The 21,796-nt window shown below is 73.5% G+C and carries 16 protein-coding genes; 9 read left to right on the top strand and 7 right to left on the bottom strand.

Annotated elements, in window-relative coordinates:
- Nucleotides 1-24: 24 nt before the first annotated feature.
- The 4 genes from ACH414_RS10660 to eccB all read right to left on the bottom strand — a co-directional run bounded on the left by ACH414_RS10660 (nucleotide 25) and on the right by eccB (nucleotide 3,696).
- Nucleotides 25-318 carry a WXG100 family type VII secretion target gene (locus ACH414_RS10660; protein ID WP_382547836.1) on the bottom strand — a complete coding sequence of 98 codons (294 nt, stop codon included), beginning with the start codon at nucleotides 316-318 and terminating at the stop codon, nucleotides 25-27.
- Between the two features lie 44 nt (nucleotides 319-362).
- Nucleotides 363-701 (bottom strand): WXG100 family type VII secretion target, encoded by a 339-nt coding sequence (locus ACH414_RS10655; RefSeq protein WP_329424753.1) that lies wholly within the window; start codon nucleotides 699-701, stop codon nucleotides 363-365.
- Between the two features lie 179 nt (nucleotides 702-880).
- Nucleotides 881-2,140: a type VII secretion-associated serine protease mycosin gene (gene mycP, locus ACH414_RS10650; protein ID WP_398941492.1), complete on the bottom strand. Its 1,260-nt coding sequence runs from the start codon at nucleotides 2,138-2,140 to the stop codon at nucleotides 881-883.
- Nucleotides 2,141-2,154: 14 nt separating this feature from the next.
- Nucleotides 2,155-3,696: a type VII secretion protein EccB gene (eccB, locus tag ACH414_RS10645; protein WP_398941491.1), complete on the bottom strand. Its 1,542-nt coding sequence runs from the start codon at nucleotides 3,694-3,696 to the stop codon at nucleotides 2,155-2,157.
- 191 nt (nucleotides 3,697-3,887) lie between these two features.
- Here eccB and eccE point away from each other — a divergent pair, with 191 nt between their 5' ends.
- From eccE to ACH414_RS10605, 8 genes are all read left to right on the top strand, one after another.
- Nucleotides 3,888-5,213, top strand: a complete 1,326-nt coding sequence (gene eccE, locus ACH414_RS10640) for a type VII secretion protein EccE (protein ID WP_382547842.1) — start codon at nucleotides 3,888-3,890, stop codon at nucleotides 5,211-5,213.
- 278 nt (nucleotides 5,214-5,491) lie between these two features.
- Nucleotides 5,492-6,325 carry a hypothetical protein gene (locus ACH414_RS10635; RefSeq protein ID WP_398941522.1) on the top strand — a complete coding sequence of 278 codons (834 nt, stop codon included), beginning with the start codon at nucleotides 5,492-5,494 and terminating at the stop codon, nucleotides 6,323-6,325.
- 226 nt (nucleotides 6,326-6,551) lie between these two features.
- Nucleotides 6,552-9,374: an SCO5717 family growth-regulating ATPase gene (locus ACH414_RS10630; protein ID WP_398941488.1), complete on the top strand. Its 2,823-nt coding sequence runs from the start codon at nucleotides 6,552-6,554 to the stop codon at nucleotides 9,372-9,374.
- A 206-nt stretch (nucleotides 9,375-9,580) separates the two neighbouring features.
- Nucleotides 9,581-11,419 (top strand): ABC transporter substrate-binding protein, encoded by a 1,839-nt coding sequence (locus ACH414_RS10625; RefSeq protein WP_391770287.1) that lies wholly within the window; start codon nucleotides 9,581-9,583, stop codon nucleotides 11,417-11,419.
- A 3-nt stretch (nucleotides 11,420-11,422) separates the two neighbouring features.
- Entirely contained in the window at nucleotides 11,423-12,487 is a 1,065-nt protein-coding gene (locus ACH414_RS10620) for an ABC transporter permease (RefSeq protein WP_382547846.1), read from the top strand.
- Nucleotides 12,484-13,368 carry an ABC transporter permease gene (locus ACH414_RS10615; protein ID WP_382547848.1) on the top strand — a complete coding sequence of 295 codons (885 nt, stop codon included), beginning with the start codon at nucleotides 12,484-12,486 and terminating at the stop codon, nucleotides 13,366-13,368. The genes ACH414_RS10620 and ACH414_RS10615 overlap by 4 nt, the downstream gene beginning before the upstream one ends.
- A complete protein-coding gene (locus tag ACH414_RS10610; protein WP_382547850.1) occupies nucleotides 13,365-14,330 on the top strand; it encodes an ABC transporter ATP-binding protein in 966 nt (321 codons plus the stop codon). The genes ACH414_RS10615 and ACH414_RS10610 overlap by 4 nt, the downstream gene beginning before the upstream one ends.
- A complete protein-coding gene (locus tag ACH414_RS10605) occupies nucleotides 14,327-15,310 on the top strand; it encodes an oligopeptide/dipeptide ABC transporter ATP-binding protein (RefSeq protein ID WP_382547852.1) in 984 nt (327 codons plus the stop codon). Before ACH414_RS10610 ends, ACH414_RS10605 begins: the two co-directional genes overlap by 4 nt.
- A gap of 116 nt (nucleotides 15,311-15,426) precedes the next feature.
- Here ACH414_RS10605 and ACH414_RS10600 read toward each other — a convergent pair whose 3' ends face one another.
- Nucleotides 15,427-16,647 (bottom strand): hypothetical protein, encoded by a 1,221-nt coding sequence (locus ACH414_RS10600; RefSeq protein WP_398941485.1) that lies wholly within the window; start codon nucleotides 16,645-16,647, stop codon nucleotides 15,427-15,429.
- Nucleotides 16,648-16,759: 112 nt separating this feature from the next.
- Entirely contained in the window at nucleotides 16,760-18,085 is a 1,326-nt protein-coding gene (locus ACH414_RS10595) for a type III polyketide synthase (protein ID WP_383162131.1), read from the bottom strand.
- Here ACH414_RS10595 and ACH414_RS10590 point away from each other — a divergent pair.
- On the top strand, nucleotides 18,084-19,301 hold the full coding sequence (locus ACH414_RS10590) for a cytochrome P450 (RefSeq protein ID WP_382547857.1): 1,218 nt from the start codon (nucleotides 18,084-18,086) through the stop codon (nucleotides 19,299-19,301). The two genes, ACH414_RS10595 and ACH414_RS10590, sit on opposite strands and share 2 nt — an antisense overlap.
- 19 nt (nucleotides 19,302-19,320) lie before the next feature.
- Here ACH414_RS10590 and ACH414_RS10585 read toward each other — a convergent pair whose 3' ends face one another.
- Nucleotides 19,321-20,274, bottom strand: a complete 954-nt coding sequence (locus ACH414_RS10585; protein WP_398941520.1) for a bifunctional riboflavin kinase/FAD synthetase — start codon at nucleotides 20,272-20,274, stop codon at nucleotides 19,321-19,323.
- Nucleotides 20,275-21,796: the final 1,522 nt, after the last annotated feature.

Here is a 21,796-nt window from a genome sequence, read left to right as displayed (position 1 = left end):
CCCCTCAGTGTCGCTGACGACGCGTCACATCATCATGCGGAAGCGGGCCGCGTTGCCCTTGTCGGTGTCCTGGTAGCCGACGACCGACTCGTCGAGGAGCTGAGCGATGCGCATCAGGTCCTGGTTCATGCCCGCCATGTCCTTGGTCAGGCGGTCCTGGCTCTCGCGGTACGCGACCTTCGCCTCGCCTTCCCAGTTGGAGGCGACGCGGTTGACCTCGGCCATGAGGTCGTCCAGCTTCTGGCTGAGCTGGCTGGAGGTCAGGCGGACGTCGCCCGCCGCCTGGGTCACGGTGTCGTAATTGACCGCAGTAGTCATCTTCGTGGCTCCTGGAGTGTAGAGACGCGGGAGGTGGGCGAGGCTCAGGCCATGCCGAGGATGGCGCTCTGGCCGGCCGTGGTGTCGTCCATCTTGCGGAAGGACCGGATGCGGTCCTCCTCCTCCTGCGTGAAGCCGTCAGCACTCATGCGCATGACCTCTTCGAGCTTCACGAGCTCGACGCGCATGTTGCGCAGACGCAGGTTCAGGTCGTTCTGAACCCGGTCGTACTCCTTGCTCGCAGCACCCTGCCAGCCCGCCTGGATGCGGTCCACCACGCCGTTGAGGGAGGTGATGCGGGCCTGGAGCTCGTCGTGGAAGTCCTGGATCCGGCCGGCGAGCTTGACTTGTTCGGCACTGGTTACGTTCAGGTCTTTCGACATCTTGCCCCTTCTTCCTTCGGTGGCGGCGGCGGTCAGGACGCCGGGCCTTCCGATCGCGATACGGACGGGTATCTCTTGATGCCGCCCCCGTGCTGGGATCGCACTGCCGTGCCCCCGACCGTCACTCTAGCCATTGGGGACGGTAGTTCCAACTGCAAAGTACCCACCGGATACTTGGCTCACCGGACCGGTCCGCGGCGACGGCTGTCGCGGATCACGGCGGCGCTGCCGGCGACGACCGCCACCAGCACCGCGCCGATCCCCAACGCATAGGTGGCGAGCCGTTCGGAGCGCTCCTGGGGAGTCTCCGACATCGCCATGTGGGCCGGTTCGGGCGCCGGTGGCTTCGGCGGTCCCGGGTCCGGCGTCGGACTGCTCGGCGGGGCGGCGTCGTCGGTGGCGTCGGCGAGGGCCCGCACCGGGTCGATGACGCCCCAACCCACGTGCTCGTCACGGTTGTTGACCGAGCGGATGGCGGTCTGCTCGATTCTGGTGACGATCTGCGCCGGGGACCAGTCCTTGTGCTTGGCGCGCAGCAGGGCCGCCACTCCGGCGACGTACGGCGCCGAGAAGCTGGTGCCGTTGTCCACGCACTGCCCGCCGCCCGGCACCGTCGAGACGATGTCCACGCCGGGGGCGGCGACTCCGACGAAGGAGCCCGACTGGGAGAACGCGGCGCGTTCGTTGTTGCGGTCCGAGGACGCGACGGCGAGCACCCCGGGGAAGGCCGCGGGATAGGTGTTCTTGGATTTGCCGTCGATGCCGTCGTTGCCCGCGGAGGCCACCACGACGATGCCGGCGTCGATCGCCCGCTTCACGGCCTGGGCCATGAGCGAATTCGGGCCGAGTGGCTGGGTGGTGTCCTGGGAGATGTTGATGACGTGCGCGCCCTTGGCGCGCGCGTAGTCGATGGCCTGGGCCATCGTGTCGGACTTGCCGCTGTTCCTCTCGTCGTTCTGGCGGATCGGGATGATGGTCGCCTCGGGGGCGAGGCCCACGAAGCCCGTGCCCTTGCGGGGACGCGCGGCGATGATGCCGGCGACCTTGGTGCCGTGGCCGACCTCGTCCACGGTGCCGTCGGTCTTGCCGCGCTTGTCGTCGCCGATGCCCGGGTTGTCCTTGTCGGGCTTCAGGTAGTCCTTGCCCGACTTGGCGTCCACCGCCTCCTTCAGCTGCGGGTTGACGTCGTCGACGCCGGTGTCGATGACGGCGACCCGGACGCCCTTGCCCTTGGTGTCCTGCCACAGCTCGTCGAGCAGCACCCGCTGGAGCGACCAGGGGATGCCCTCGATCTGCTTCTTCATGGGGAAGGTGCACTCGCCGCTGCCGTCGAGGCCCGCGGGCCGGGCGATGCCCTCGGCGTGCGCGGCGGGCGGCGCCGCGACCAGGGCCGTGAGCGTCGCGGCGGCGAGCAGGGCCGTCGTGCCGTACGTCGTCATCCGCTCCACCCCCCTCACGACCCCTGCGGCTGGCGCGCGCTGTTGGTGTCGAGGCGCGGGCCCTTGGACAGGAACTCCGACCACTCCATCGGGACGGGCACCGGAGTGACCTTCTCGTAGCCGAGACGCTTCTGGGCGTCGGAGGGTTCCGGGCGTCCGTCGGTCTGCTGCTGCTCGCCCGCGCCGATCGCGGAACGGCCCTTGTCGCTGTCGCCGTTGGCCTGCACGGCGTACCGCAGGCCGCTGTCGGTGACGAGGAAGAGCGAGCCCTCGGGCGCGGACTGCCTGCCCTGGACCTGGGTGTAGAGCAGTCCGGTGCCGGGGGTGACGTACGTGCTGGTGCCGCCGGCGGTGATGTCGGCGGGGTACTTGGTGCCGGCCCAGGTCGACAGGGTGGTCTGGCCCTTGTCGCTGACGTGCTCCAGGACCGAGCAGATGGTGTCGCGGGCGCCCGCGCCGCCGACGGAGTTGATCTGCTCCGGCTGCCGCTCGGGCCAGCGGCGGTCGGCGGCGAACGGGGTGGAGTCGGGGCTGAGCGACTGGATGTCGACACCGCTCGCGGTGCCCTTCATGCCGAGGCCGACGGTCTCCGGGGAGTTGATCAGCAGCCAGGCGGTGAAGGCGGAGACCGGCTGCACCCTGCCCTGGAGCACGACGTAGTTCTGGGGGCCGGAGCCGGTCTGGGCGAGCAGCACCATGCCGACCTTGTCCTGGGCCGGGGTGAGGCCGCCGTCGACACCCGCGTCGGCGCCGATCTCGCCGGGGATGTCGGGGAAGTCGACGGGGGTGCCGGTCTTCAGGGTGGCCAGCCAGTCGTCGGTGACCTGCTGCGGCTGCCGGTTGACGCCGAAGAGGGCGGTGGTGAGGTTGGGCGCCTTCTCGTTGACCCGGTACTTGGTGCCCGTGTGGTCGACGAGGTACTGGGCGCTCTCCTTCTGCCCCTTCACGTACAGGACCTGCCCGGGACGCAGCTTGCTGCTGTTGTCGGTCCGGCCGAGGTCCCGCTTGGCGAAGAGGAAGGTGGCCTTCTGCACACCGCCGCCGTTGCCGCCGCCGGGCTGCTCGCACACGGCCCAGCGCTTGGCGGTGCCCGCGTCGTCGGCGCCCGGCAGCCGGTCGGGGGCGTACGGGATGCCGAGCATCGGGCCGCGCGGCGGCTTGCCCTTGTCGAGCTCCTTGTCGTCGACCTGGATGACCTGGAAGTCGTCCGGGTTGAGCAGCAGCCGGGCCGAGGCCAGGTTGAGCACCGGGTGGAGCAGGGTCTTCCTGTCCTTTCCCTTGCCGGTGGTGAGCACCACGTAGCGGGTGGTCGACTGCTTGCCGACGATCACCTTGGTGCCGGGCTTGTCCCAGTCCTTGGGGGCCGCGGGCTTGAACATGCCCCAGGCGCCGAACCCGGCGAGCACCAGCGCGCCGATGATCAGGCCGGGGACGACCGCGCGCAGCGGCTTGGGTGCCCCCTCCTCCGTACCCGAGGGAGAGGGTTGGAGGAATGCCGCGACCGTGCGCTTCTTCGCAAAGGTGTACGCGTTGAGCTCGTCCCGCCGTGATGCCATGAGTCCCCATTTTCGTCAGGCGCAGTCTTCGCTCGGGAGCCCGGGGAGCATGGCGCCCGGGCCCCGGCTGTCGGACCGGCCCCCTACTATGCCTGCTGTCCGCCGGTGCTCGTGGGGCGGGTAGGGTGATCCAGCCGCCAAAGGCCTGGCGGGCCAGGGTGATCGGGATGAATTGAGGGGGATTCTCCATCATGGCTTCCGCGACGCGGGCGCGGCCCACTGCCGCCGCGCCCTCTTCCGCGCCCTCCGTCTCCCCTTCTCCGGGGCCCGGTTCGTCCGTTCCGTCCTCCGTCTCGCCGCGACTCCAGGCGCGCCCCGGGCACTTCGGTTCGTTCCGATTGCAACAGCTCGTGCTGATCGAGGTCGCGGCGGCGCTGCTGCTCGTGGCCGCGGTCGTCGACAAGCTGATGCTGGTCCCCGCGGGTGTGGTCGCCGCGCTCCTGGTGCTGCTCGCGGTCGTGCGCCGGCACCGGCGTTCGCTGCCGGAGTGGCTCGCCACCTTCTTCGCGCTGCGCGCGCGGACCCGGCGGGCCGGTTCCCTGACCGTGCCGGAGGGCACCGAGCCGGGGCTCGCCCCGGTCGTCGAGTGCGACCCGGCGCTGCGGACGTACGCGTACAGCGACCGTGACCGGCGGCCGGTCGGCATGATCGGCGACGGCACCTTCCTCACCGCGGTGGTGCGGGTGGAGTCCGAGGCCACCGCGCTGCGCCCGGACCGCTCGGCGCGGCCGCTGCCGGTCGGACTCGTCCGTGACGTGCTGTCGGTGGACGGCATCCGCCTGGAGTCCGCGCAGATCGTGCAGCACACCCAGCCGGCGCCCGCGCCGCACCTGCCCGCGCAGGCCATGGCCACCCGCAACTACGCGCCGCTGCAGGCGCAGACGGGTTCCCCCGCGCTGCGCATCACCTGGATCGCGCTGAAGCTGGACCCGGAGCTGTGCCCGGAGGCGGTGGAGGCGCGCGGCGGCGGTCTCGACGGCGCGCAGAAGTGCGTCGTACGGGCGGCGGACCAGCTGGCGAGCCGGCTGGCCGGCGCCGGCTTCCGGGCCACCGTCCTCACCGAGCAGGAGCTGACCGCCGCGCTCGCCACCTCGACCTGCGCGAGCCCGATGGCGATAGCGCAGGCGGGCCGTGGGCAGGCCCAGGCGCGTCGGACGCAGGAGACGGCGCGGACCTGGCGGGTGGACGACCGGCGGCACACCACCTACTGGGTGGGGCGCTGGCCCCAGCTGGGCGGGGCGGGCGGCGCGGGCGCGTCGATGCCGCAGCTGGTGGCGCTGCTGACCTCGCTGCCGGCGCTGGCGACGACGTTCAGCCTGACGCTGAGCGGCGGTGACCGCCAGGAGGTGACGGTCACCGGACACGTACGGATCACCGGGCGCAGCGACGAGGAGCTGGTGGCCGCCCGTCACGAACTGGAGCGCGCGGCACGCGGCGTGAAGACGGGACTGGTGCGGCTCGACCGCGAACAGGTCCCGGGCATGCTGGCGACGCTGCCGCTGGGGGGTGCGCGCTGATGACTTCTCCGGTGGGCGGACAGGGGCCGGGTCCGGGCGTGGGCATGGGTACGGGCCCGGGCATGGGTACGGGCCCGGGCATGGGCATGGGGCAGGCGACGGGCCAGGCCTTCGGGCAGCCGGTGGGACAGCCCGGCGGGCAGCTTGGCGGCCAGCCGGTGGGGCAGCCCGGTGGCCCGGTCGCGGGACAGCCGATGGGGCAGGCCCCGGGGCAACCCTCGGGCCAGGCCATGGGACAGCCGGTCGGCCGGCCCGGCGGGCCGGGCGCGGGGCAGCCCATGGGGCAGGTCTTCGGACAGGCCGGGGTGCCGGGCGGGGCCGGCGTGTCCGGCGGCCGGCCGGCCGGGGCGCCCGCGCGGCGGAGCGGCGGCGGTGCGCGCGGCGCCGCACGGCGTCCGGGGCGGGGCACGAAGCCCCGCTTCGGGTTCGGGCTCATCGGGCCGCGCCGCGACCGTCACTCCGTCCCGCTCGACCAACTCGGCGCGCTGGCCCTCCCGGTGGGCGACGACGGTCTGGTCGTCGGCGTGGACGCCGAGGGACGGCCCGCGGTGCTCGGCATCAACCGGCCGAGCCCGTACGACGTCACGCTGATCGGCGGCCTGTGGACCGCGCAGGTCATCGCGCTGCGGGCGGCGGCCACCGGCGCCCGCATCGCCGTCGAGACCGGCCGCGCGCAGGCCTGGACCGCGCTCGCCCAGGCGGCGGGCGGCGGGCAGCCGTGCATCACCCTCCACGACGTGGGCCGGGTGCCGCCGCAGGGAGCGTCCGCGGGCAGCCCCGTGGTCGTCATCCGCGACTGCGGAATGCGTCCCCCGCGCGGGCGGGTCGTGTCCGGGCCCTGGCAGTCCGTCGTGACCCTGCTCCCCTATCTGAGCCCGGTGGCCCCGCGGCTCCTGGAGAAGTCCTCGCTGGTCGGGGTCCAGCGGGTCTCCCCCGACGAGGCCGCGCAGATCGGGCGCATCATGGGCCTCCAGCGCACCGAGTCGGAGGCGCTGTCGACGCTCGCCGACGGCGTGACCCTGTGGTGCACGCCGAACGACCGGCAGTTCGTGATGACGCAGGCCACGGACGCCGAAACCGGATTGTTGGGCGGCGCGCGCCGCATGGACTGACCCGCGGAAGCGCCAGCGATACGGCTGAACCTGTCCGCTTTTGTCTTGATTTGAATCACCGGGGGTTTCACTCTCCGGTACGCGTGGGTCACTTGGGACCCGGGCGTGTTCCGCGCGGGGCGCGGCGCCGGGCCGTCGGCCCTGCCCGAGGGGCACGGTTGGCGTTTAGGGTGGGAAGGGCCCGCCCACGACGGCACAAGGGTGCGCGACCACACCAGGAGGCAAAGTGAACGGCGATCGGGACGAGATCAACGGGGGTTGGAACCCGCCCGTCGACGATCAGTCCGACGCGGATCCCGCCGAGATGACGGGTGAGTTCACCATCGACTACACCCCGCCGGCCTGGTACACCCAGAACGCCTCGGGCGGTTCGACCGGTGGCGCGCCCACGCCTCCCCCGCCGACCGGCGCACCGGTCGCGGTGCCGGGCCTCCCGGCGAGCGGCGGCTTCGAGCCCACCTGGACGCCGACCCCGCCGCCCGTGGCCCCGGTGCCCCCGCAGGCCCCCGCGCCCGCGGCTCCCGCCCCTGTCCCTGCCCCCGCCCCTGCCCCCTCCCCCGCAGCCACGCCCTTCGGCGGTGGCGACGTGGAGAGCGGCGCCACCATGCGCTTCTCCCCCGCCGCGCTGAAGCGCGAGATGGCGGAGGTGGCCGCGGAGCAGGCCCCCGCGGAGCAGGCGGCACCGGCCGACGCCCCGGCCGCGCCCGTCGCGGCCCTGGACACCGGCGGCGCACCCGAGGCGACGGCGGAGACCGCCGCCCCGGAGCCGGCCGCCGAGGCCGATGCCCAGGCCGAGGCCGATGCCCAGGCCGAGGCTGCGGCCGAGGTGGAGGCCCAGGCTGCGGCCGAGGCCCCGGCCGCTCCCGGCGTCGACGCCGACTCCGACGCCGACGAGACGCCCGCAGCGGCCCCTGAGGGCCCCGAGGCGCCCGAGGGCACGGCTCCCGAAGCCGCCCCCGCCGACGACGCGGCGCCGGAGGCCGAGCCGCAGGAGCCCGCGTCCGAGAGCCTGCCGCCGGCCCAGCCGGTCCCGCCCGTCCTGCCGGTCGAGGACGCTCCGGCCGAGCCCCAGGACACCGCGCCGGCCCCGGCCCTTCCGCCCGCCCAGCCCGCGCCCGCCTCGGCTCCCCTGCCTCCGCAGAGCACCGGACTGCCGCCGCTGCCGCCCTCGTTCCAGCCCGCGACGCCCGCGCCGGCGCCGCAGTGGCCCGCCCCCGCGGTCCCCGGCGAGCAGCCGCCCGCGGCGCCGATGCCCCCCGTCGCGCCCTGGCCCGCCGCCCCGGTCCCGGGCCAGCCGCAGCCCCCGCAGGGCGGTTACGGCTTCCCGAACCCGGGCCAGCCCCAGCCCCAGGGCGCCCCGACCGCGCCCGTACCGCCGCAGGCCCCGCAGGCCCCGCACGGCGGTTACGGCTTCCCGAACCCGGGCCAGCCGCAACCCCCTCAGGCCGGCTACGGCTTCCCGCACCCCGGGCAGCCCCAGGCCCAGCCGCAGCCCCCGTTCCCCGGGCAGCCGCAGGCCCCGCAGCCGCCGCAGGCCGGTTACGGCTTCCCCCACCCGGGACAGCCCCAGCCCCAGCCCCAGGACGCCCCGCCCGCGCCCATGCCCGCGCCGGTCGATCCGCGGACCGGGGCCGCGTGGCCCACGGCCGTGACGCACGACCAGCGCGAGCGGTCCGTGCCGGGGGCCCCGCTCGGGTACAACGCGGCCGTCGAGCTCTCCTCGGACCGACTGCTGCGCAACAACAAGCAGAAGGCCAAGTCCAGCCGCAATCCCGGTGCTTCGGCCCGGTTCAAGCTGGGCGGCAAGAAGGAGGAGGCGGAGCGGCAGCGGAAGCTGGAGCTGATCCGTACGCCCGTGCTCTCCTGCTACCGGATCGCGGTCATCTCGCTGAAGGGCGGCGTCGGCAAGACGACGACCACCACCGCGCTGGGCGCGACCCTGGCGACCGAGCGGCAGGACAAGATCCTGGCGATCGACGCCAACCCGGACGCCGGCACGCTCGGGCGCCGGGTGCGCCGCGAGACCGGGGCGACCATCCGCGACCTGGTGCAGGCGATCCCGTACCTCAACTCGTACATGGACATCCGCCGGTTCACCTCGCAGGCGCCGTCCGGTCTGGAGATCCTCGCCAACGACGTGGACCCGGCGGTCTCGACGACCTTCAACGACGAGGACTACCGGCGGGCGATCGACGTCCTGGGCAAGCAGTACCCGATCATCCTGACCGACTCCGGCACCGGTCTGCTGTACAGCGCGATGCGCGGGGTGCTCGACCTGGCCGATCAGCTGATCATCATCTCGACGCCGTCCGTGGACGGCGCCTCCAGCGCCTCCACGACGCTCGACTGGCTCTCCGCGCACGGGTACGCGGAGCTGGTGCAGCGTTCGATCACCGTCATCTCGGGGGTCCGCGAGACCGGCAAGATGATCAAGGTCGAGGACATCGTGCAGCACTTCCAGACGCGCTGCCGCGGTGTGGTCGTGGTGCCGTTCGACGAGCACCTGGCGGCCGGCGCCGAGGTCGACCTCGACATGATGCGGCCGAAGACCCGCGAGGCGTACTTCCACCTCTCGGCGATGGTGGCCGAGGACTTCGTACGGGCTCAGCAGGCGCAGGGGCTGTGGACCGGCGACGGCCAGGGCGGGCTTCCCCCGCACATGGCGCCGCCGATGCCGGGCCAGCCGGGCCCCGGGCAGCCGATGCCGGGTCAGCCGGTGCCCGGGCAGCCCATGCCCGGCCAGATGCCGGGGCAGCCCGCGCCCGGGCAGCCGTACCCGCAGCAGCCGTATCCCCAGCAGGCGCAGCCGCCGGCGCCCGGACAGCCCTATCCGGGTCAGCCGTACCCGCAGCCGGGTCAGCCGTACGGAGCACCGCCCGCACCCGGACAGGCGTACGGGGCGGCCCCCGGTCAGCCCGGAATGCCGCAGGGTTGGCAGCAGCCGCCGGCGCAGCCGCTGCCTCCGCAGACGGACGCGCAGGGGCAGGTGCCGCCGCCCAACTGGCCGCAGCAGCAGCCTCCGCAGGCTCCGCCAGCCCCTCAGCAGTAGGGCGTCACAGGAGTAGACCAATGAGGCCCCGTACCGGTGTTCCGGTACGGGGCCTCGTGGCATTCCCGCAGCCCACACGGTGTTTGAGACATCGTTGACGACGGCAGACCACCGCTGATACACCTTCGCTTCATCCATCGTCAGCCCAAGATCCACGGCACTTCCCCCGACGCACGCATCCCGACGCGAGGTCACGTCCCATGGTCATGGTCACGAAGGCTCCACCCCGTCCGGCACCCACCCCCAGAGCTCTCCGCCTGCTCGTCGCCGGCGGTGTCGCCGCCGCCTCGCTCGTGGCCGTCCCGCAGGCGGCCCAGGCGGAGGACGGCAAGGCGGGCTCCGGCAGCACGCTCACCGTCGCCGTCTCGCAGAGCGTCGACTCGCTCTCGCCCTTCCTGGCCCAGAAGCTGGTCTCCACCAGCATCCACCGGCTGGCCTACGAGTACCTGACCAACTACGACCCGAAGGACGCGCACACCGTCCCGGGCCTCGCGACGGCGTGGAAGTCCTCGCCCGACAAGCTCACCTGGACGTACACGATCCGCAAGGACTCGAAGTGGTCCGACGGGCAGCAGGCCACCGCCGAGGACGCCGCGTGGACCTTCAACAAGATGATGACCGACCCGAACGCGGCCACCGCCAACGGCAGCTTCACGACCAACTTCAAGAAGGTCACCGCGCCCGACCCGGAGACCCTCGTCATCGAGCTGAAGCAGCCGCAGGCGACGATGACGGCGCTCGACGTGCCGATCGTCCCCAAGCACGTCTGGGAGAAGGTCTCCGACTTCTCCAAGTTCAACAACGACCAGCAGTTCCCGATCGTCGGCAACGGGCCGTTCATCATCACGGACTACAAGGTCGACCAGTACATCAAGCTCAAGCCCAACAAGGACTTCTGGCGCGGGGCGCCCAAGTTCGACGAGCTGGTCTTCAAGTACTACAAGGACGGTGACGCGGCCGTCGCCGCCCTCCAGAAGGGCGAGGTCTCCTTCGTACCGAACCTGACGCCCGCCCAGGCCGCCGCGCTGAAGACGCAGAAGGACATCAAGGTCAACGACGCCCCCGGCCGCCGCTTCTTCGCCCTGGCCACCAACCCGGGCGCCCGCGCGAAGGACGGCAAGACCTTCGGCAACGGGCACAAGGCACTGCTCGACCCGGAGGTGCGCAAGGCGCTCTTCCTCGCCGTGGACCGCGCCACCCTGGTGACCAGGGTCTTCCAGGGCCACGCCGTCGAGGGCGAGGGCTACGTCCCGCCGCGCTTCGGCTCCTACTTCTGGCAGCCGGCCCCCGAGCAGAAGCGCTCGTACGACCCCGCCAAGGCCGAGCAGGTCCTGGACGCGGCCGGGTACCGGAAGAACGGCGAGGGCAGGCGGGTCGGCAAGGACGGCAAGCCGCTCGACTTCCGCATCCTGTGCCACGCCACCGACCCCAACGACAAGGCCACGGCCAAGTACCTCCAGGAGTGGTGGGGCAAGATCGGCATCGGGCTGAAGGTCGAGTGCCTCGACAGCGTCTCCGACCCGTGGGTCAAGGGCGACTACGACCTCGCCTTCGACGGCTGGTCGGTCAACCCGGACCCCGACTACGTCCTGTCGATCCACACCTGCGGCGCGCTGCCCGCGACCCCGAAGGACTCCGGCGCCACCGACAACTTCATCTGCGACCCGCGCTTCGACGCGCTGTACGCGCAGCAGGCCGTCGAGTACGACGCCGCCAGGCGCTCCGCGCTGGTCAAGCAGATGCAGTCGCGCCTCTACGACACCGGGTACATGAACGTCATCGCGTACCCGAACGCCCTGGAGGCCTACCGCACCGACCAGATCCGCTCCATCACCACGATGCCCGAGGCGGCCGGCAACATCTGGGGCCAGGACGGCTACTGGAGCTGGTGGTCGGCCGTGCCCGCCGCGCAGGCCTCCGACGAGGGCTCCGGCTCCTCGTCCGCGGGGGTGGTCGTCGGGATCGGCGTCGCCGTGCTGGTCGTCGTCGGCATCGGGATCTTCCTCGGGATGCGCCGCCGCTCCACCTCCGACGACCGCGAGTAGCCCGTGACGAGCGCAAGCACTCCCGCCTCCGTGGCACGGACCGAGCCGGTCCGTGCCACGGAGGGCGGCGCAGCACGGTCCGGCACCGCACTCGCGTATCTGCGGCACGCGGCGGGGAAGGTGGCCGGCGCGGCCGTCTCCCTCCTCGCCGTGCTCGTCACCAGCTTCTTCCTCTTCCGCATCATCCCCGGCGACCCGGTCAAGGCGATGACCCACGGCATGCCGACCTCGGCCGAGCAGCTGGCCACGCTGCGCCACCAGTTCGGCCTCGACCAGCCGATGTGGCAGCAGTTCACCGACTACTGCGCCAAGGCGCTCAGCGGCGACCTCGGCACCTCCTTCCAGTTCCGTGCCCCGGTCGGCGAGCTGATCGCCCAGAAGCTGCCGGCGACGCTGCTGCTCACCGGCACGGCCGTGGTGCTCTACTCGGCGCTCGGCCTGTGGCTCGGCACCCGCTCCGCCTGGCGGCACGGCAGCCTCGGCGACCGGCTGAACACGGGGGTGGCGCTGACCCTGTGGTCGGTGCCCTCGTTCTGGCTCGGGCTGCTCCTGATCATCGTGTTCTCGGTGGGCATGGGCCCCATCCCGGGCCTCTTCCCCACCGGCGGCATGGAGTCCGGCACCGGGGAGACCGGCTTCGGGTACGTGGTCGACGTAGCCCACCACATGGTGCTTCCGGTGCTCACGCTGGTCGCCGTCGGCTACGCCCAGACGCTGCTCGTGATGCGTTCCTCGCTGCTCGACGAGATGGGCGGCGACTATCTGACCACCGCGCGGGCGAAGGGGCTGCGCGACGACGTCGTACGCCGCCGGCACGCCGTACCCAACGCGCTGCTGCCGACGGTCACGATGGTCTTCATCAACCTCGGGCACGTGGTCGCCGGCTCGATCCTGGTCGAGACGGTCTTCTCCTGGCCGGGGCTCGGCGGGCTGTTCTACCAGGCGCTGAGCGTGCCCGACCTGCCGCTGGTGCAGGGCCTCTTCGTGGTCTTCGCCGGCGCGATGATCGTGATGAACCTGATCGCCGACCTGCTCTATCCGCTGCTCGACCCCCGGGTGGGCCGATGACCTCACTGACCTGGGAGCGCAGGCGCGGCACCGTCGCCCGCTTCTGGACCTCCTACCGAAGCCACCGGGCCGGTCTGTACGGACTGGTCGGACTGGCCGTGATCGCGCTCGTCGCGGTCACCGCGCCGCTGACGGTCGGCGCCGACGTGCAGTCGGTGACGAACGCGCCGGGCACCGCACTGGAGCCGCCGAGCGCCGAGTTCCCGCTCGGCACCGACCAGTTCGGGCGCTCGCTGCTCGGCCTGCTGGTCTGGGGGGCGCGGATCTCGCTGCTCGTCGGGCTGCTCGCGGCGACGCTGTCCGTGGCCATCGGCACCCTCGTCGGGATCGTCGCCGGGCACTACGGCGGCTGGTTCTCGACCGTCGTCCTGCGGGTCACCGACTGGTTCCTGGTGATGCCGACGCTGGTCCTGGCGATCGTGCTCGCGACCGTGATGTCCCGCTCGATGTGGACGGTGATCCTCGCCATCGGGGTGACCAGCTGGCCGACCACGGCCCGGCTGGTGCGGGCGCAGACGATCGCCGTGGAGTCCCGCCCGTACATCGAGCGGGCGACCGCGCTCGGCGGCGGACACGGGCACGTCATGACCCGGCACGTGCTGCCGAACGTGATGCCGCTGGTGCTCGCCCAGACCACGCTCGGGATCTCCACGGCCATCCTCACCGAGGCGACGCTGGCCTTCCTCGGGCTCGGCGACCCCACCGTGGTCTCCTGGGGCGGGATGCTCCAGGACGCGCGGGAGGCGGGCGCCGTCTCGTCCGGCCACTGGTGGTACCTGGCGCCGCCGGGCATCGCCATCGCCCTGGTCGCGCTCGCGTTCACGCTGTGCGGCCGGGCCGTCGAGTCCGTGCTCAACCCGAAGCTGGGGGTGGGCCGATGAGCCTCCTGGAGGTACGGAACCTCTCCGTGACGTACGGCTCGGGGGCGGCCGCCGTCCCCGCCGTGCGCGGGGTGGACCTGAGCCTGCCCGCCGGCAGCAAGCTCGGGCTCGCGGGCGAGTCCGGGTGCGGGAAGTCGACGATGGCGCTGGCGCTGCTGCGGCTGCTGCCCGCCTCGGCGCGGCTGAGCGGGGAGATCCTGCTCGACGGCGAGGACGTCCTCGCCATGAAGTGGGGGCGGCTGCGCGCGGTTCGCTGGGCGGGGGCGTCGATCGTCTTCCAGGGCGCCATGCACTCGCTGAACGCGGTACGCCGGATCGGCGACCAGATCGCCGAGCCGCTGTTCGTGCACGGCCGGGCCACCCCGGCGGCGGCCCGGGTCCGGGTCGGAGCGCTCCTGGAGCACGTGGGCCTGCCGGCCGCGCGCGCGGCGGCCTATCCGCACGAGCTGTCCGGCGGTCAGCGGCAGCGGGTGATGATCGCGATGGCGCTCGCCTGCGATCCCCGGCTGATCGTGGCGGACGAGCCGACGACCGCGCTCGACGTGATGATCCAGGCACAGATCCTGCGGCTGATCGAGCAGCTGGTCGCCGAGCAGGACATCGGCCTGCTGATGATCAGCCATGACCTGGCGGTGCTCGCGGACACCTGCGACCGGCTCGCGGTGATGTACGCGGGACGGGTCGTCGAGGAGGGTCCGGCGAAGGCGGTGTACGAGGCCGCCGCGCACCCCTACGGGCGGGCGCTGTCCTCGGCGTTCCCCCGGATCGGCGACCCGGCCTCCCGGCGGGCGCCGCGCGGCCTGCCGGGCGATCCGCCGGACCCGGCGGCGCTGCCGGCCGGCTGCGCCTTCCACCCGCGCTGCCCGGTGGCGGTGGCGGGCTGCGCGGAGCAGGACCAGGAGCTGCGGGACGCGGGCGCGGGGCGCCGGGCGGCCTGCGTACACGTGGGGAGCACGTCATGAGCGCGACACCGCTGCTGTCGGCACGCGGGCTGCGGGTCGTCTTCCCCGGCCGGCGGGGAGGTCCCGCCGCGCGGGCGGTGGACGGGGTGGACCTCGACATCGGCGCGGGCGAGATCGTCGCCCTGGTCGGCGAGTCCGGCTGCGGCAAGACCACACTGGCGCGGTCGCTGCTCGGTCTGGTCCGGCCCAGCGGGGGCGAGGTGGCGTTCGCGGGAGCGCCGCTCGCCTATTCGGCGAAGGCGCTCAAGGCGTACCGGAGGCGGGCCCAGCTGGTCCTGCAGGACCCGAGCGGCTCGCTGAACCCGCGGCACACGGTGTACGACGCGGTGGCGGAGGGGCTGCGCATCCACGGGTACGCGGGCGACGAGCGGGCCGCGGTCTGCGAGGCGCTGTCCCGGGCCGGGCTGCGGCCGCCGGAGCGGTTCCTGCTGCGCTATCCGCACGAGCTGTCCGGCGGGCAGCGGCAGCGGGTGGTCATCGCGGGCGCGCTGGTCCTGGAGCCCGAGCTGATCGTGGCTGACGAGCCGGTGGCCTCGCTGGACGCGTCGGTGCGCGGCGAGATCCTGGCGCTGCTGCTGCGGCTGCGCGACGAGCTGGGTCTTTCGGCGCTGGTCGTGACGCACGACCTGGGCCTCGCGTGGAACATCGCGGACCGGGTGGCGGTCATGTATCTGGGCCGGATCGTGGAGACGGGCCCGGTGGAGTCCGTACTGACGGATCCCCGGCACCCCTACACCCAGGCGCTGTTGTCGGTCCTCCCCGAGTCCGGGGGCGAGCCGGTGGTGCTGACCGGCGAGCCCCCGGACCCGGCGCGCGTCCCGTCGGGATGCCGCTTCCACGTCCGCTGCCAGGTGCTCGCCGGAGGGCGGGCGACCGAGGTGGCGGACCGCTGCCGCACGGAGGACCTGCCGGTCCTGGGCGGCGGCGCGGAGCGGGGGGCGGCGTGCCACTGGGTGGAGCGGGCGCCGGTGACGGGCTGACGCGGGGTCGGCGCACCGGCGCTTGGAGGGAGTGGCCGGCGGCCCGGCCGCTCCCGGGGGGGCGGCGCGGGCGGCCGGGCCGGTGCTTCACCGCGTGGCGGCTGGTGTCCCGGTGCTCAGGGGGTGGCGGCCGGCGGCCGGGCCGGGGCTGCGGGCTGCTGGGCCGCGGGGGCGACGGCGTCCGGAGCCACCGGAGCGACGGCGTCCTGCACCGGCTTGGTCACGGGGTCCTGGGCCGGCTTGGCCGCGGGGTCCTGAGCCTGGGCCGGGGATTGGGCCTGCGCCGGGGTCTGGGCAGGAGCCTGGGCAGGGTCCTGGGCCTGGGCGGGGTCCTTGGCCTGGGCCGGCTTTGCGGCCGGCTGCTCGATCGGCTTTGCGGCCGGCTGGTCGATCGGCTGTGCGGCCGGCTGCTCGATCGGCTTGGCCGCCGGTTGCCCGACCGGCGTGCCCGCCGGCTGCTCGGCCGGCTTGCCGAGCGGCTTGTCGATGGGCTTGCCCGACGGCTTCTGGGCCACCGAGCCCTTCGGCATCACCTCGCACGAGGAGATGGACGTCCGGGTGGAGACCGACTTCACGATGCAGGTGTCGTCGCCGACCCCGGCGTCCACGGTCCCCCAGTGCTCGCCGACGACCAGCACGGCCCCGTCCGGGCCGCTGATGGTGTCGTTCCCGGGCCCGGACTGGATCAGCCCGCCGGACTCCGGGCCGAGGGCGGCGGCCTCGATCCTGTCGTCCTCGCTGCCGCCGAGCACCCGGCCGGAGAAGTCCACCGTGCCGACCTTGATGACGTCCTTGCCGTCGTTGCCGGTGACGAGTCCGCCGCCGCGGTTGAACTGTCCGGGTGCCCCGAAGACCGAGCCCGTGGTGATCTGGTCGTCGCCGTCGTCCCCGTGGACGATCGCGCCGTGCTCCGCGCCCTCGCCGTGCACGGTGGCCACCTTGATGATGTCGTTGCCGCGGTTGCCGCGGACCATGCTGAAGCTGTTCTGGGCCACGAGGTGCTTGGCGCGGATGACGTCGTCGCCCTCGCCGCCGAGCACGGCGGAGTCGATGACCAGGCCCTTGACCTCGATCACGTCGTTCCCGGCGCCGCCCGAGACGGTGACCCCCTCCAGGTCGCTGTCGCAGAAGATGTGGTCGTCGCCCGAGGTGCCCTCGACCCGGTCGCCCGGGGGCGCGGCGACGTCGTTGACCCAGCACTGGTGCATCGGCACCCGGCCCGCTCCGGGTGCCGCGGCGGCCGTGGGGGCGCCCGCGAGGGAGGCCGCGGCGAGCAGGACGGCCAGCGCCGCCGGGCCGCGTGCGGCCCGGCGGAGAGGGGGTGGCGTGACGGACATGCGGAACTCCTCTGCGGTGCTGCGGGGGTGGTGGCGGAGGCGGAAGGGCCTGCGGGAAGCGGACGGCCGCGCGGGAGCGGCGGCCGTCAGGGAACGGGGTGGGGGCCGCCGGTCAGGCGACCGTACGGGCCGGGGCGGCGTGCCGGGGCGAGTAGCCCACGATCCGGCGGGCGTCGAGCCCGGGCTCGCGCGCCGTCGCACCGTTGGTCCACCGGCCCAGGCACATCTCCGCGGTGATGCCGGGGCCGAAGCCGGCGAGGATGCCGCGCGCGCCCTCCGGCAGACCGCCCTCGTCGAAGAGCCGGCGCACGGCGTCCAGGACGACGGCGCTGGCGATGTTGCCGTACTCCGTGAGCGTGGAGCGGCTGAACCGGAAGGACTCCGGCGGGACTTCGAGATAGTGGCTGAGGTCGTCGAGGATGCGCGGACCGCCCGCGTGGATGATGTAGAAGTCCAGGTCGCCCGCGTTCCAGCCGTGCGCGCCCGCCAGTTCGCGCAGTGCCGGGGCGAGCGGCTCCATCGTGCCGGGGACCCGCTTGTCGAGCAGGAAGTGGAAGCCGGTGGCGCGCACGCTGTAGGCGATCCAGTCCTCGGTGTCGGGCACCAGGTGGGAGTCGTTGCGCTCCAGGACGATTCCGGTGCCGCCGCTGCCGCGCACCACGGCGGAGGCGACCGCGTCGCCGAACAGGCCGTTGGAGAGCAGCGATCCGACGCCGAGGTCGGTGGGCTGGTAGCACAGCGAGCAGAACTCGCAGGCCACGATGAGGACGTTGGCGTCCGGGTACGCGGTGCAGAAGTCGTGCGCCCGGTTGACCGCGGCGCCTCCGGCGGCGCAGCCGAGCTGGGCGATGGGCATCTGCCGGGTGTGGCTGGGGAAGCCCATGTTGTTGATCAGCCAGGCCGTCATCGAGGGCATCATGAAGCCCGTGCACGAGACGTAGACGATCATGTCGATGTCTCCTGGGCTCAGTCCGGCGTTGGCCAGGGCCTCCTTGACCACCGCAGGGACGCGCGCCTTCGCCTCCGCCTCGTAACGGGCGTTGCGCTCCTCGAAGCCGGGGTGCTTCAGGGTCTCCTCGATCGGCTGCACGATGTGCCGACGGGTCACCCCGGTGTTCCCGATCAGCCGCAGGGCCAGGGGGAGTTGGGGGTGGTCGGCATGGCGTGAGCGGGCGAGGTCGAGGGTCTCCTCCATCGTGATCACGTACTCGGGTACGGCCACCGCGGGCTTGCACAGGGTCACCACGACACGCGCTCCTTCGTCTCGTTCGCCGTGAACTGCGGACCACACTCGCTCCGCCGCAGCAGGTCCGCAACCGCGAGGGCGACGGGACGGCCACGGAGCGTCACCGAGCGGGGCGCGGGCGTGTGCTCCGTTCAGGCGGCTGTCCGCACCCGGCGTGTCGCGGTCGGTGGGCGGCGGGAACAGCGCCCTCATGAGCCCTGAACCCATGGCCGCACCGCGGCCCGTCCGCACCTGGGCGGTCGAGGACCTGCCGGCCCTCGACTTCGACCCGCTGCTGATCGAACTGCTCGCCGACGAGCCCGTGGCCCGGATCCGGCTGCCGTTCGGCGCGGACCACGAGGCCTGGCTGGTCACCCGGTACGAGGACGTGCGCACGGTGACCTCGGATCCCCGCTTCAGCCGAACGGCCCTCCTGGAGCGCCAGGTGACCGGCATGACCGGGCACATGGTGGCCTCCAAGGCGGCACTGAACTACGCCGACCCGCCGTATCACACCCAGCTGCGCAAGGCCGTGACGAAAGCTTTCACCGGGCAGTCCACCAAACGGCTTCGCCCGCTCGCCCAGGCCACCGCGGACCGGCTGCTCGACGCGATGGAGGAGGCCGGCCGCCCCGCCGACCTGATGAAGCACCTGCACGGCCCGCTGCCGATGGCCGTCGTGTGCGACCTCCTCGGGATCCCCGAGGCGGACCGGGCGGAGCTCGCCTCCTGGCCGGACCTGATCCTTTCCTCGGGCCCCGGGCCGGAGAGCAGCAGGGCGGCGAAGGCGCAGATCCACGCGTACGTCACCCGGCACCTGGAGCGGCGCCGGGCCGAGCCGGCCGACGACCTGGGCGGGGTGCTCGCCGAGTCCCTCGCCGAGGGCCGGATCGACGTCGACGAGGCCGTGTCGCTGGCGATGGCGATCCTCATCAGCGGCGCGCACGCGGTACGGAACAACAGCGCCAACATGGTCTGGCTGCTGCTGACCCGGCCCGAGCTGACGGCCCGGCTGCGCGCCGAGCCGGAGCTGCTGCCGCAGGCCGTGGACGAGCTGCTGCGCTGGATCCCGCACCGCAACGGCGTCGGGCTGCCGCGGATCGCGCTGGAGGACGTGGAGGTCGGCGGGGTGCTGATCCGGGCCGGCGAGGCGGTGTACGCGTCCTATCTGGCCGCCAACCGGGACCCGCTGGTCTTCGAGGACCCGCACACGATCGACTTCGACCGCACCGGCACCGGGCACGTGTCCTTCGGACACGGGCCGCACCACTGCATGGGCGCGATGCTGACCCGGATGGAGTCCGAGGTGATGCTCTCGACCCTGCTGGCCCGCTATCCGCGGCTGGCGCTCGCGGGCAGGCCCGAGGACACGGTGTTCCAGTCCAAGGGCCTGATCCGGGGTCCGAGGGAGCTGCTCGTCACCTGGTGAGCGGGGCTCCCGACGCGGCTCAGGCCTCGTCGTAGGCGGCGGTCAGCTCGCGGCTGCGCTTGACGTCGTCGGCCATCGCCGCGAGCAGGTCGTCGAGGGTGTCGAACTTGAGCATGCCGCGCACGTACGCCAGGAAGTCGACGGCGACGTGCAGGCCGTACAGGTCCAGGCCCTCGCGGTCGATCGCGTACGCCTCGACGGTCCGCTCGGTGCCGTCGAACTGCGGGTTGGTGCCCACCGAGATGGCGGCGGGCATCCGCTCGCCCGCGGCCGTCAGCCAGCCCGCGTAGACGCCGTCGGCGGGGATCGCGGTGTGCGGCAGGGTCTCGACGTTGGCCGTCGGGAAGCCCAGCTCGCGGCCGCGCTGGGCGCCGCGCACGACGATGCCCTCGACGCGGTGCGGGCGGCCGAGGATCTCGGCGGCGCCCGCCATGTCGCCCTCGGCGACCAGCCGGCGGGTGAGCGTCGAGGAGAACGGCTCCCCGCCGCCCGCGGCGCCGGTCACGCGCAGGTCGATGACCTCGACCTCGTAGTCGTACGTGGCGCCCAGCTCGGCCAGGAAGTCCACGTTCCCGGCGGCCCGGTGGCCGAAGCGGAAGTTCGGGCCCTCGATCACGCGCTTGGCGTGCAGCTTGTCGACCAGCACCTTGACGATGAAGTCGGCCGGGGAGAGCTGGGAGAACTCGGAGGTGAACGGCAGGATCAGCACCGCGTCCACGCCGAGCTCAGCCATCAGCTCGGCGCGCCTGTGGTGCGGGGCGAGCAGCGGCGGGTGGCTGCCGGGCCTGACGACCTCGGAGGGGTGGGGGTCGAAGGTGACGACGACCGAGGGGATGCCGAGCTCACGGGCGCGCTCCACGGCGCGCCCGATGATCAGCTGGTGCCCGCGGTGCACCCCGTCGTAGGAGCCGATGGTGACGACGCTGCGCCCCCAGTCCTGGGGGATGTCCTCCAAGCCACGCCAGCGCTGCACTGTGACCGCTCCTCGTCCGCCTGTACCCATGTCCGCGTGTACGCCTGTTGGCGCAGGTCTAAGACTGCCATGAGCATGCGGCCGCGACGGCATCGGCATGGGTGAGGTGACCTTCGTTACGGCGGTCGCGACCGCCCCGGGGGCCGCGGAGGTCACGGCGGCGGGCTCGGCACGCGGAACGGCGCACAGCTCGGCGCGCAGTTCGGCACGCAGGAACCGGGAGGCGCCGGTGCCGCGGGCGGCGAGCACCGGGGCGAGTGCGGCGCGGACCGCCGGATGGGGTCCGGCCAGCAGCCGCAGCACCAGGGGGTGGAGCACACAGCGGGCCACCGGCCCCTCTTCGAGCCGGGTGTCGACGAAGCCGGCGACCAGGCCGGCGCCCTCCGGGTGCCGCTCGGCGTACTCGGCGACGAGTGCGGCGGCCCGGCGTGCCAGGCGGGGCGTGGAGACGGTGGCGAGGGCCCGCAGGACTGCGGCGGGCTCCGGGCCGTGCAGCCGGGCACGCAGGGCGTCGAGGACGGGCTCGGGGTGACTGGCGAGCGCGGCGGCGAGGGCGTCCACGGGCACGCCCGGCTCGACGAGGGCGCGGGGCAGGTGCCGGGCCCTGGACTCGGGGTCGTGGACGAGCAGCCCGAGCGCGGGCCCGTGCAGGGCGCGGTCGGCCGGCCGGGCGAGCAGGGCGAGGGCGGCGTAGCGCAGGGTGGCCCGGTCGGCCTCGGTCGTGACGTGCCGGGCGACCAGCCGCCCGTACGCGGCGGCGGCGGTGCGCCGCTCGGGCCGCCCGTCGTCGTGGGCCCAGCGGTCCACCGCCCGGCACAGCGCGGTCGGTTCGTCCTCGGCGAGAGCGGCGAGCAGCCCGTCGGCGAGCGGGTGCGCGGTGGCGACCAGGGCCTCGCACAGGTCGTCCACGGCGAACCCGCGGTGGGTGTGCAGCAGCGCCTGGGCGGCGGTGCCGACGGTGGCGCCGGGCGCGGCGGCCAGGGGGCGTTCGTCCGCGAACCAGCGGCACAGCAGCGGCTGCACCCCGCGCGGGTCGGCCGCCAGGAGTCCGGCGACGGCGTCGAGGAACCGGGGCGGCGCCCCCGGGCCGGGGGCCGGGTCGGCGGGCACGAGCCGGCGCAGCAGGTCGACGCGCTCCCCCTCGGGCAGTCGCAGCCCGGCCCAGAACCGGGCGCCGAACCCGGGGAAGGAGTCCGGTGCGCCGGGCCGTTCCCCCTGACGGTCGGCGAGCCGCCGCAGCACGGGCAGGAGGGGCCGCGGGTCGCGGACGCCGTCGAGGGTCCCGGCGAGCAGCCGGGAGGCCCACCAGAGGCCCTCCTCGCCGGCGCCGCCCGGGCCGGAGTGGTCGGCGTGCCGCGCCAGGGCGTCGACCAGCGCGTCCAGCCGCTCGGACAGGGCTCCCGGCCCCTGGTCGCGGTGGAGGTGGTGGAGGGCCTGGAGGACGGGTCCGATGCGGTGGCGGGGCACCGGGAGCGGGGACGGGTGGCGGATCAGCGAGTCGAGGGCGCGGTCGATGTCCAGG

This window comes from Streptomyces sp. NPDC020422 (assembly GCF_044386705.1).
Lineage (GTDB): Bacteria > Actinomycetota > Actinomycetes > Streptomycetales > Streptomycetaceae > Streptomyces.
Note: the sequence above shows the minus strand (reverse complement) of the source record. Positions and strands in the feature narration are given on the sequence as shown.

What these genes read in the sequence shown, in the direction of transcription:
- ACH414_RS10660 (WP_382547836.1), bottom strand. Translation starts at nt 318, where the DNA reads ATGACTACTGCGGTCAATTACGACACCGTGACCCAGGCGGCGGGCGAC.
- ACH414_RS10655 (WP_329424753.1), bottom strand. Translation starts at nt 701, where the DNA reads ATGTCGAAAGACCTGAACGTAACCAGTGCCGAACAAGTCAAGCTCGCC.
- mycP (WP_398941492.1), bottom strand. Translation starts at nt 2,140, where the DNA reads ATGACGACGTACGGCACGACGGCCCTGCTCGCCGCCGCGACGCTCACG.
- eccB (WP_398941491.1), bottom strand. Translation starts at nt 3,696, where the DNA reads ATGGCATCACGGCGGGACGAGCTCAACGCGTACACCTTTGCGAAGAAG.
- eccE (WP_382547842.1), top strand. Translation starts at nt 3,888, where the DNA reads ATGGCTTCCGCGACGCGGGCGCGGCCCACTGCCGCCGCGCCCTCTTCC.
- ACH414_RS10635 (WP_398941522.1), top strand. Translation starts at nt 5,492, where the DNA reads ATGGGGCAGGTCTTCGGACAGGCCGGGGTGCCGGGCGGGGCCGGCGTG.
- ACH414_RS10625 (WP_391770287.1), top strand. Translation starts at nt 9,581, where the DNA reads ATGGTCACGAAGGCTCCACCCCGTCCGGCACCCACCCCCAGAGCTCTC.
- ACH414_RS10615 (WP_382547848.1), top strand. Translation starts at nt 12,484, where the DNA reads ATGACCTCACTGACCTGGGAGCGCAGGCGCGGCACCGTCGCCCGCTTC.
- ACH414_RS10610 (WP_382547850.1), top strand. Translation starts at nt 13,365, where the DNA reads ATGAGCCTCCTGGAGGTACGGAACCTCTCCGTGACGTACGGCTCGGGG.
- ACH414_RS10605 (WP_382547852.1), top strand. Translation starts at nt 14,327, where the DNA reads ATGAGCGCGACACCGCTGCTGTCGGCACGCGGGCTGCGGGTCGTCTTC.
- ACH414_RS10600 (WP_398941485.1), bottom strand. Translation starts at nt 16,647, where the DNA reads ATGTCCGTCACGCCACCCCCTCTCCGCCGGGCCGCACGCGGCCCGGCG.
- ACH414_RS10590 (WP_382547857.1), top strand. Translation starts at nt 18,084, where the DNA reads ATGAGCCCTGAACCCATGGCCGCACCGCGGCCCGTCCGCACCTGGGCG.
- ACH414_RS10595 (WP_383162131.1), bottom strand. Translation starts at nt 18,085, where the DNA reads ATGAGGGCGCTGTTCCCGCCGCCCACCGACCGCGACACGCCGGGTGCG.